Annotated in this window: 7 protein-coding genes; 6 read left to right on the forward strand and 1 reads right to left on the reverse strand. The window is 28.0% G+C overall.

Annotated elements, in window-relative coordinates; translation table 11 throughout:
- Positions 1–639 precede the first annotated feature (639 nt).
- The 6 genes from ACQRD5_RS15410 to ACQRD5_RS15435 all read left to right on the forward strand — a co-directional run bounded on the left by ACQRD5_RS15410 (position 640) and on the right by ACQRD5_RS15435 (position 10826).
- On the forward strand, positions 640–5100 hold the full coding sequence (locus ACQRD5_RS15410) for an alpha-N-acetylglucosaminidase TIM-barrel domain-containing protein (protein WP_427747015.1): 4461 nt from the start codon (positions 640–642) through the stop codon (positions 5098–5100).
- A gap of 469 nt (positions 5101–5569) precedes the next feature.
- Complete coding sequence (codB, locus tag ACQRD5_RS15415) at positions 5570–6823, forward strand: cytosine permease (RefSeq protein WP_291630753.1); 1254 nt, start codon at positions 5570–5572, stop codon at positions 6821–6823.
- Positions 6824–6834: 11 nt separating this feature from the next.
- Complete coding sequence (locus ACQRD5_RS15420; protein WP_291630751.1) at positions 6835–8100, forward strand: cytosine deaminase; 1266 nt, start codon at positions 6835–6837, stop codon at positions 8098–8100.
- Between the two features lie 244 nt (positions 8101–8344).
- Positions 8345–9070, forward strand: coding sequence for a GAP family protein (locus ACQRD5_RS15425; RefSeq protein ID WP_291630749.1), 726 nt, complete (start codon positions 8345–8347; stop codon positions 9068–9070).
- A 320-nt stretch (positions 9071–9390) separates the two neighbouring features.
- A complete protein-coding gene (locus tag ACQRD5_RS15430; protein WP_291630747.1) occupies positions 9391–10146 on the forward strand; it encodes a GNAT family N-acetyltransferase in 756 nt (251 codons plus the stop codon).
- Between the two features lie 134 nt (positions 10147–10280).
- Complete coding sequence (locus ACQRD5_RS15435; protein WP_427747017.1) at positions 10281–10826, forward strand: TraR/DksA C4-type zinc finger protein; 546 nt, start codon at positions 10281–10283, stop codon at positions 10824–10826.
- Positions 10827–11024: 198 nt separating this feature from the next.
- Here ACQRD5_RS15435 and ACQRD5_RS15440 read toward each other — a convergent pair.
- A partial coding sequence (locus tag ACQRD5_RS15440; protein WP_427747016.1) for a DUF6241 domain-containing protein occupies positions 11025–11504 on the reverse strand: 480 nt, incomplete at its 5' end.

Raw genomic sequence — 11504 nt, forward strand, 5'->3', positions numbered from 1 at the left:
ATAAACAAATAGTTACAGCTCGTGCCTTTCATCCATTAATTACCCTATCCTTTGCAGTAAGAAATGTTATCATATTTTTTGCATGTAAAATATATGTAAAGTATTGTAGTTAATACTTTCATATGTTATATTATTTTTGTTATTGTAAATAATTAATTAACTTTCGTTTTATACATACAATAAATAGAAATAATAGTCACAATTACACAGTCTTATATAAATATATATTTATATAAGTAAGTATATCAATAATACTTCAAAAACTCATACAATAGAGTACATATTTTAATTAAGTTTTTACTAAATAAAATATCCTATCAAAACTAATTTAAGACAATCTAAAAAAGACCCTAATACAATTTTATGTAAATTAAATTTAGTAACAACAATAATTAGATTTACTAATTTGTTAGTAAATTTTTAATACATTATATCATTAACTAATTATAGAGAAGAAAGTTAATTTTATTTTCAGTAATTAATTGAATATTTATTTATAGGAGGGGTTATAAGTATTAAGAAAAAAGATTATATATATTTTTTTATGATTATTTTAACTAAAAAAATGTTTCAGAAAGCTAAAAGTATATTTTACTGAAAATTAAATTGTAATTATAATTTAAGGGGAGAGAGTTTTTTATGCTAAAAAGATTAAAACATAATATTGCTAAATTAGTTTTATTAACTATAATAACTACGCTAACAACTTCAATTCCTTTTAAGGCTAATGCAACAGATTTAAAAGGAAACTTAATAAAATCAAGTGAAGTAACTATTACTGCTAAAAGTGAAAACGGTTTAAACAAGGTGGATAAAGCTATTGATGGAGAAAAATCAACATATTGGGAGTCTTCAAATCATTATAGATGGGTGCAAATGGATTTAAAAGGAACTTATAATTTATCTTCAATAAAAGTATTTAATAAAGTTGGTGGATACTATAATTATAATATATATGCATCATGTGATGGAGAAAACTATATAAAGGTTGCTGAAAAGAGTAATCAAGATTTAGCTACAGCAGAAGGGGATCTTCATAATTTAGGAAATATAAAGGCCTCAAGTTTAAGAATAGATGTTACTTTTAGCTCAGGCAACAATAATTCTAATATTGCTGAAATAGAGTTATATGGTGAAAAAATTTCTGATGAAAAGCCTACTGAAAAAGCAATAGAAGTTAAGTCTTTTAAAGATACAGAATGGGCAGCAAAATATAATAAATTTGAAACAGATACTAATTATGCTAAGGAACAGACAGTTTTAGAACTTAGTAATATGGTTGAAAGAGTAATTGGTAAAGAATATAAAGATAAATTCGTATTTGAACTTAGAGAAGCAACTGAAGATGGAAATGATGTTTTTGAAGTTCAAGATGGTATTGAGGGAAAAATATTAATAAAAGGTAATAATGGTGTTTCTTTAGCATCAGGTTTTAATTATTACCTAAAGAATTATGCAAAGGTAATGTATAATCCTATAATGGGATCAAATTTAAATATGCCAGAGACTTTACCTTCTGTAGGAGAAAAAGTAGTTATTGATACTCCATATGAGCATAGATATGAACTAAACTTCTGTACTTACTCATATACAATGTCTTTCTGGGATTGGGATGAGTACGAGGCGTTCTTAGATTGGTCAGCCATGAATGGATTTAATTTAATTTTAGATATAGTTGGACAAGAAGAGGTTTTAAGAAGAACCTTAAATGAATTTAATTACTCAGATGAGGAGGTAAAGGAATTTATTTCAGGACCAGCTTATTTTGCTTGGTTCTATATGCAAAATATGACAAGCTTTGGTGGTCCACTACCAGATAATTGGTTTGAAGAAAGAACAGAGCTTGGAAGAAAAATGCATGATAGAATGCAAAAATTAGGAATAAATCCTGTATTACAAGGATATTCTGGAATGGTTCCACTAGACTTCAAACAAAAAAATCCAAATGCTCAAGTAATAGCACAAGGAAAATGGTGCAACTTTGATAGACCTAATATGCTAAAGACTTATGTAGATGCAGGACAAGAAGATTACTTTGCAAAGGTTGCAAATGTGTTCTATGAAAAGCAAAAAGAGGTTTTTGGTGATGTAACTAATTATTATGCTGTTGACCCATTCCATGAAGGTGGTAACACTGGAGGTATGAATGACGGAAAAATATATGGAACAATCCAAAAGAAAATGATTGAGCATGATAAAGATGCGATTTGGGTAATTCAACATTGGCAAGGAAATCCATCTAATACAAAAATAAATGGACTAGCTGATAAGAGTAAAGCACTTATATTAGATTTAAATTCAGATCTTAAGGAAAATGATTATAAAAGATTTGAAAGCTTAAATGTGCCATGGGTATGGAATATGCTTCATAACTTTGGTGGAAGAATGGGATTAGATGGACAACCTGAAAGATTAGCAAATAATATTCCAACTGCATATGCAAATTCAAAGTATATGAAAGGAATAGGTATTACACCAGAAGCTATAAATAACAGTCCAATAGTTTATGAACTAATAGGAGACATGATTTGGACTAGAAATAAAGTTAATTATAAAGATTGGACTTATGATTATATTGAAAGAAGATATGGAAAAGTAAATGAAGATATAAAGAAAGCTTGGGATATATTATTAAATACTACTTATAAGAAGAGAAATGACTATTATCAAGGTGCTGCAGAATCAGTTATTAACTCAAGACCTGCAACCAATATTACAAGTGCATCAACTTGGGGTAATAATAAGATTCCTTATGATAAAAAGGAGTTAGAAAAAGCAGTAGATTTATTTATAAGTGCTTATGATGATTTAAAAGGCAGTGAAGCATTTATATATGATTTCTTAGATGTAACTAAACAAGTATTAGCAAACTCTGCTCAAGAATATCATAAAGAAATGGTTAATGCTTATAATTCAAGAAATTTAGAAAACTTTAATAAAATATCAACTCATTTCTTAGAATTGATTAAGTTACAAGAAAGAATATTGGCAACTAGCCCTGAATTCTTAGTAGGAACATGGATTAATCAGTCTAGAACAATGTTAGCAAATGCTGATGATTGGACAAAAGATTTATTTGAATTTAATGCAAGAGCACTTATAACTACCTGGGGAGATTATAAAAATGGAAGCTTAAAGGACTACTCAAATAGACAATGGTCTGGTTTAACAGAAGATTTATATTATAAGAGATGGGAAATGTGGATTGATGGATTGAAGACTCAATTACAAGGTGGAAAAGCACCAAATATAAATTGGCATAAGGTTGAATACGAATGGGTTGTTCAAAAGACTGGTAAAGACAATGCTTATCCAACTACAGGTTCAGGAGAAGATTTATCAAAGTTAGCTAGTATAGCTATGAAAGAATTCTCTGTTAGAAATATGAATGAATTTTTAAATGGAGCAGATAGAGTTGTTGAAAAAGAAAATATAGCATTAGGAAAGCCAGTAGAAAGTAGTGTTGAAACTAATGCAGAGTATCCAACAAAAAATTTAACTGATGGAACTACAGGAACAGCTTGGATGGCAAAGGCAGTTACATGGCCAGTAAACTTAACTGTAGATTTACAAGGTGAGTATAACATTGATAGAATCACATTTTCACCAAATCAAGCAGCAGGTGGCTTTGCTATTAATTATGTTGTTGAAGTACTTAATGATGGAAAGTGGACAGAGGTTAAAAGACAAGATAGAGGTACTATAACTGGAACTATAGATATAGATTATAAAGGAAAGGCTGAAAAGGTAAGACTTACTTTAAGTAGTAATGATAATAATTTAACACCTGAAATGACTGAAATTGCTGTTTATGGAGAAAAAGTAAAAGATGAATTTATAAATGTTGCTTTAAATAAACCAGTTACAGGTTCAGCATATCAAAGTGGAAAACCAGTAGCCAATGTTGTAGATGGTGATTTAAATTCTTTATGGATAAGTGATGAAGGAGCAATGCCAGCTAATGTAACTATAGATTTAGAAAAAGAAACTAATGTAGATCATATAAATTTACATTTTGAAAAAGCTGGATTTAGATTCCAATTCAAGGTTGAAACTGAAGATGTAAATGGAAATAGAAAAGTGGTATTAGATAAAACAAAAAATACTGGAGACAATGATAAATCTTATAAGATTCCAGTTGGAGCTAATATATCAAAGGTGCATGTAACAATCACAGGAAAAGCTTCAGGTGGATTATATCCAGCAGCATGGGCAGCATTAGCAGAAGTTGAAGTAATGAGTAGGAAGGTAGAAGAGCTTACTAATATTGCTTTAAATAAAAAAGTTACTGGATCAGCTAATCAAGCTGGAAAACCAGTATCTAATGTGGTAGATGGAGATGTAAATTCTTTATGGATAAGTGATAATGGAGCAGTACCAGCTAATGTAAGTATAGATTTAGATGGTGAAAAATATGTAGATCATATTAATTTACATTTTGAAAAAGCTGGCTTTAGATTCCAATTCAAGGTTGAAGTTGAAGATAAAAATGGAAATAAGACAATTGTATTAGATAAAACAAAAAACACTGAAGATAATGAAAAAACTTATAAAATTCCAGTTGGATCTAATGCATCAAAGGTACATGTAACAATAACAGGAAAAGCTTCAGGTGGATCATATCCAGCAGCATGGGCTGCATTAGCAGAAGTTGAAGTAATGGGTAAAAGTTCACAAGAGTTTATAAATATTGCTTTAAACAAAGCTGTTACTGGATCAGCTAATCAAGCTGGAAAACCAGTATCTAATGTTGTAGATGGAAACTTATCTTCTTTATGGATAAGTGATAATGGAGCAATGCCAGCTAATGTAAGCATAAATTTAGATGGTGAAAAGAATGTAAGTTATATAAATTTACATTTCGAAAAGGCTGGATTTAGATTTCAATTCAAGGTTGAAATCGAAGATAAAGATGGAAATAAGACAATTGTACTAGATAAAACAAAAAATACTGGAGATAATGAAAAATCCTATAAAATTCCAGTTGCAGCTAATGCATCAAAGGTTCATGTAACAATAACAGGAAAGGCTGAAGGTGGATCATTCCCAGCAGCATGGGCTGCATTAGCTGAAGTTGAGGTAATGAGTGCTAAACAATAAGTTTAAAGCTAAGGATTTAAAATTTAATATCTAATTATGAATAACCTCCCTAGTAAAATTATAGTAGTAATTTTTAGGGAGGTTTTATTTTATGAGAAGAAAGTTTTGAAAAAGAAAATAACAATAAGTTATTTAACTTTCTTAGGCTTTCATTTATAAAGAGTTTGATTTTTAAATCAAATATGTATAAATTTAAGCATAATAAGAATTAATTACCATAAGAAATTTGTTGACAATATTTTATGAATGAATATATAATTGTTTCAAGAAAACTAGTCCTTTAAATTTAGTCCAGAGAGGCTAATAAGGTCGATGATAATACGGCATAGATATAATATAATTAGATAGTATAATTTTAATTTGTATATCTAATTTTAAGTATTACGACCTTTCTACATAATAGAGAGGTCATTTTTTTATGAAAATAAGTACTGGTTTTCCTTAAATATATATTTAGGGGGATTTCAAAATGGAACAAACAATAATAGTAGAAGAAAAAATTAAGAATAATGATCATGATTATGAGTTATCACATGTAGATAAAAGAGATAAAAAGGGATTCCTTTCAATGTTTGTTGTTATGCTTGGATTTACATTTTTCTCAGCAAGTATGTTAACAGGTGGAAATTTAGGAACGGGATTACCATTAAAAGATTTCTTTATAGCAGTACTTATAGGAAATTTAATATTAGCATGTTACACAGGAGCATTAGCATATATAGGTGCAGATTCTGGACTTTCAATGCATTTACTTGCTAGATATTCTTTTGGTGAAAAAGGTTCATATTTAGCATCTTTTATAACTAGTATTACACAAATTGGTTGGTTTGGTGTTGGAATAGCAATGTTTGCAATACCAGTAGCAAATAGATTTAATATAAACTTATATTTATTAGTTGCAATAACAGGAATATTAATGACAGCTACAGCTTATTTTGGAATTAAATCTTTAACAGTATTAAGTGCAATAGCAGTACCAGCAATAGCAATTTTAGGTAGTACATCAGCAGTTATGGCAACAAATTCAGTAGGTGGAGTTCAAGGATTAATGAATATTCAGCCAGAAAATAAAATGGCATTAGTAACAGCTGTAACTTTATGTGTTGGATCATTTATAAGTGGGGGAACAGCTACGCCAGACTTTGCAAGATTCTCAAAAAATAAAAAGGTAGCAGTTTCAACTACAGTAATAGCTTTCTTTATAGGGAACTCATTAATGTTCTTATTTGGTGCAATAGGGGCAATGGTTACAGGTAATTCAGATATAGCAGATGTTATGTTTTCACAAGGTTTAATATTACCTGCAATATTAGTACTAGGATTAAATATTTGGACAACTAATGATAATGCTATATATACATCAGGTTTAGGACTTTCGAATATTACAAAGTTACCTAAGAAGAGACTGGTAATAATTGGGGGATTAATAGGAACAGTAGGAGCAATATGGTTAAATAATAATTTTACTGCATTCTTAACATTCTTAAACTCAATGTTACCTCCAGTAGGTGGAATAATTATCGCAGATTTCTTCTTTGTAAAGAAAAGAAACTATGATAATATTGAAAATACAAAATTCGAAAAAGTAAATTGGGTTGCTATAATGGCATTCTTAGCAGGATTTATAGTTGCAAATATCATAACAGTTGGAGTTATAGCATTAAATGCAATAATAACTACAATGTTAGTTTATGTAATAGGAATGAAAATAACTAATAAATAGGTGATGATAATATGTTAATAAAAAAAGTAAGACTTTTAGATAAAGAAGGATTATTTGATATAAGAATAGTAGATGGAAAATTTACAGAAATAGATAATAATATAGAAGCATTAGAAAATGAAGAAATTATAGAAGGAAATGGGGCCTTAGCTTCAGCTCCTTTTATAGAACCACACATTCATTTAGATACAACTCTTACAGCAGGAGAACCTAAATGGAATAAAAGTGGAACGCTTTTTGAAGGAATAGAAAGATGGTCAGAAAGAAAAGAATTTCTAACTAAGGAAGATGTTAAAACTAGAGCAAAGAAAGCTATAGAATGGCAAGTAGCAAATGGAATTCAATTTATAAGAACTCATGTAGATGTTACTGATGAAAGCTTAGTTGCTTTAAAAGCAATGGTGGAAGTAAGAGAAGAAATGAAGGACTTTGTAACATTACAAATAGTAGCTTTCCCACAAGAAGGAATACTATCATATCCTAATGGATTAGAGTTAGTTGAAGAAGCTATAAAATTAGGAGCAGATGTAATAGGAGCTATACCTCATTTTGAATTTACAAGAGAATATGGAGTAGAATCTATAAATAAGATTTTCGAATTAGCTAAAAAATACGATGTATTAGTAGATGTTCATTGTGATGAAATAGATGATGAACAATCAAGATTCTTAGAAGTAGTAGCAACTAGAGCTTTAGAAACTGGCCTTAAGAATAAGGTAACAGCTAGTCATACTACAGCAATGGGATCTTATAATAATGCTTATACATATAAGTTATTTAGATTATTAAAAATGTCAGGAATAAACTTTGTTTCTAATCCTTTAGTAAACACTCACCTTCAAGGAAGATTTGATACATATCCTAAGAGAAGAGGGATTACAAGAGTTAAAGAACTTAACGAAGCAGGAATTAACGTATGTTTTGGACATGATGATATCTTTGATCCATGGTATCCAATGGGAACAGGCAACATGCTTGAAGTAGTTCATTTTGGATTACATGTATGCCAAATGATGGGCTATGATGATATAAATGAATCATTAAAGTTTATATCAACTAATAGTGCAAGAACTTTAAATATTGAAGATAAATATGGAATAGAAATAGGTAAGCCAGGTAACTTAATATTATTAAATGCTGAAAGTGGCTATGATGCAGTTAGAAGAAGATCAGAAGTTTTATATTCTATAAGGGAAGGCAAAGTCATAGCAAAGACTATTCCAAGTAAAATATTTGTAAATATAAATGAAGAAAAAGAAGTAAACTTTAAAAGATAATATAAAGAAAATGAAAATATATTTAAATGTATATAAAATTACTTAATTTAAAAAAATAATTGAGTTTTAAATTTTAGTGTGATAATATATAAACAATAACAAAGTTAAAAATTTGAAGCTTTAATGTACTGAATCGCCGGAGGAAGTACATTTGTTTGAAGCGATAGAGGATTCATACCGTTAGGCCAAGGGTATGAACCTTCTATCGCTTTTATTTTTATAAAAATGGAGGGAGAAAATACTTATGATAGGTTTAATATTTACAACAATTTTTACTAGTGCAGCAGATAGTTTAAATCCTGTAGCAATTACTCAACAGTTTATATTACAAGGAATGGTGAAAAAGCCAAAACACATATGGTTTTTCATTTTAGCAACAGGTATAACAAACTTTATAGGTGGATTAATGGCATACTATGGTTTAGTTGCAGTTATTTCTAATATATTTGATTTTATTTTAAAAAAGCTAGTACCACAAATATATATTATTGAATTAATTATAGGAATAGTTGCTCTTATTCTTGTTTTATATTTTGTATTAAATGAAAAAATAAAGAAAATAAACAAAGGAGATGAGTTTAAAAATAAAAGTTCTATGGAAGATGAGAAAGCACAGATTTCTAAAAAAATAAAATCAGTTTCGCCATTTTCTTTATTTATTTTAGGAGTTGTAGCAACAATAACTGAACTTACTACTGCACTTCCTTATTTTGCTTTTCTTGCAGTTTTACTAAATTACGAATTAAGTTTACTTTCAGTTGTTATAATACTGTTTATATATAATTTTATTTATTCTTCACCTTTGATGATACTTTATTATATTTATAGAATGAAACAGGATTTATTTGAACGTTTTTATTTGTTTATAAAAGAAAAAATGGAGAAGTGGTCAGTAGTAATTATGCCCTTTGTATTTGGATTAATTGGAATGTTTACTATTGTTCATTCAATAAGCTTATTATTAGGGTGAATGGACAATTTTTAAAGAAGGAAATACTAGAATATAATTGTCTTCCTTCTTTAAATAAGTAAATCTTACAAACTGAAGTAATTATATGTATTAATATACAATAAATTACAATAGTAATATAATTGAAATATGGATGTTTAGAAGGAGATTATTTGATTATGAAGTTAGAAAAATTTAATAATAAAGAAATTCCTGAATTAATATTTTAGATTGAAGATGAAGATAAAAAGATTAATAATGAATATTGGTCATTATTAAATATGAGTATTCTAGAAGAAGAGTATAGAAAGAGATAATTATTCAAAAGAGGGATGAAATATATGAAGGAAGAGATTTTATATAAGGTAAAAGCTCAACTAGCAAAAGATTATAATTGTAGAGTTGAAGATTTTAATAATAAAGATAATTTAATTACTGATTTAAAAGTAATAAATGGTAGTAGAAAATATAATGATGATAAAGAAATACTAAAGATATTAATATTTAATGGGAAATTAGTAATATCTGCTGATAAATGCATAATAGAGTGGTGTGAGGAAAATTTTAAGTTATTTCCAGGGGAATGGTTATTTTTATATTCAGTATTAAGAAGAATAGATAAGAAGATAAATGAATTTGGATACGAGATTGAAGATACTCATCATTACTACTTACCAAAGGATACTAATTATGAAGAGGCTAATAATTTTACTTTAAAATGGTATAAGAAAGATGAAATACTGCAATTTAAAGATGATAATAGATTTGATGAAGCCTTTGCCTTTAATGATAATTATCCAGATGTATTAGCTGTAGCAGCTTTAGATGATAAAGGAAATATTTTAGGAATGGCTGGAGCAAGTGAGGATTCTGATATTATGTGGCAAATTGGGGTTAATGTGCTTAAAGAAGCAAAAGGTAAGGGAGTTGCAACTACAATAGTAAAAGCTTTAAAAAATGAAATATTAAAAAGAGGAAAAGTACCTTTTTATGGGACTGTAGAATCTCATATAATATCTCAAAAAGTTGCTTTAAAATCAGGATTTTATCCAGTATTTGCAGAAGTGAAAATTAGGAAAATAAATGTTATAAATTAGTTTACTAAAAAATCATCTTTTAGGAAGAATATAATTAGGTATTATTTTTGAAAGGATGATTTACATGAATAGAGAAAAACTTCAATATTTTAAGAATAAACTTAATAAACAAAAAAAAAAGAATTAATGAACTTATAAATCAATTAGATGAAAATGGTGTAACTAAATATAATGCTGAAACTGCAAGTGAATTATCATTTTATGATAACCATCCAGCAGATATAGGAAGTGAAATCTTTGAGGTTGAAAAAGGGCGAGCTCTTGAAGCAAATGAAATGTCATTATTAGATAAGATAGAGGATGCATTAAGAGCTATAGATGATGGAACATATGGTAAGTGTAAATCTTGTGGTAAAGAAATTGATAGAGGAAGGTTAGAATTTCTGCCTTATGCAGTTAATTGCATTAAGTGTCAAGATAGTATTAGTGCTGTTAAAACATATAATTCAAATCAGAGAGTAGTTGAAGAAAGTGTAATTGGTAAAACTCTTGCACATAGTTATCAGCATGGAGATAAAGATGAAATAGGTTTTGATGAAGAAGATAGCTATCAAGCTGTAGGAAGGTTTAATGAAGTTAGAAATGCACCAGAGTATGATTATCATTATGATGATAATAGCTATGTGGAAGATATAGAAAAAATAAGTAATCAACAATATAGGAATCAATTACCTGATTAATTTTTTATTATAGTTAATATAGTAGTAGCTAGTATAAATTGTATTTAGCTACTATTTTTACTATATAATGAACTTTAATTAGAAAATATATTTACATAGTTATATAATAAATACATGATTTAAAAGGTATTTTGAATAATGAGAAATTTAATAATTCCTCACTATTCATTTTAGATTTTTACAACGGTAACATATTTATTACTTTAATCCAGTTGCTTTACCTACTGTTCCACCTAGTTTCTTCCAAAAGTAATTATGCTCTTCCACAGCTTTAGAAAAATCATTATTTTCCCATCTAGTAAGAACTTCTAACATATAGTCTTTATCTGCATAATCAACTTTTTCAATTAAATTTTTTAGTGAAGAAATATACTCAGGATCCATTTCGATTTTTCCCCAAATTTGATTATCTTCTGCAATGATTTTAGTATTACTCATTCTATGAATTATGTCATATACATTTTCTATAGGATAATATTCACTATCTTTAATTTCATTTGATTCTTCATTAGAAAGTTCTTTATCAATTTTCTTAATTTCAGATATGTTAGATTTAGCATCAAAGTTGCCTGAGTCAAATTGTTTATAAATTATAAATGAAAAAATTCCAATAGCTATAATAAAAATAACAATCAAAATAGTAATAAATAGTTTACTTTTAAATATATTTTTCATTAA

Source organism: Clostridium sp. SGI.024 (assembly GCF_050315195.1).
In the GTDB taxonomy this organism is placed as follows: Bacteria; Bacillota; Clostridia; order Clostridiales; family Clostridiaceae; genus Clostridium.

Bases quoted from the DNA above. Each gene is read 5' to 3' on its own strand.
- ACQRD5_RS15410 (WP_427747015.1), top strand. From the start codon at position 640: ATGCTAAAAAGATTAAAACATAATATTGCTAAATTAGTTTTATTAACT.
- codB (WP_291630753.1), top strand. From the start codon at position 5,570: ATGGAACAAACAATAATAGTAGAAGAAAAAATTAAGAATAATGATCAT.
- ACQRD5_RS15420 (WP_291630751.1), top strand. From the start codon at position 6,835: ATGTTAATAAAAAAAGTAAGACTTTTAGATAAAGAAGGATTATTTGAT.
- ACQRD5_RS15425 (WP_291630749.1), top strand. From the start codon at position 8,345: ATGATAGGTTTAATATTTACAACAATTTTTACTAGTGCAGCAGATAGT.
- ACQRD5_RS15430 (WP_291630747.1), top strand. From the start codon at position 9,391: ATGAAGGAAGAGATTTTATATAAGGTAAAAGCTCAACTAGCAAAAGAT.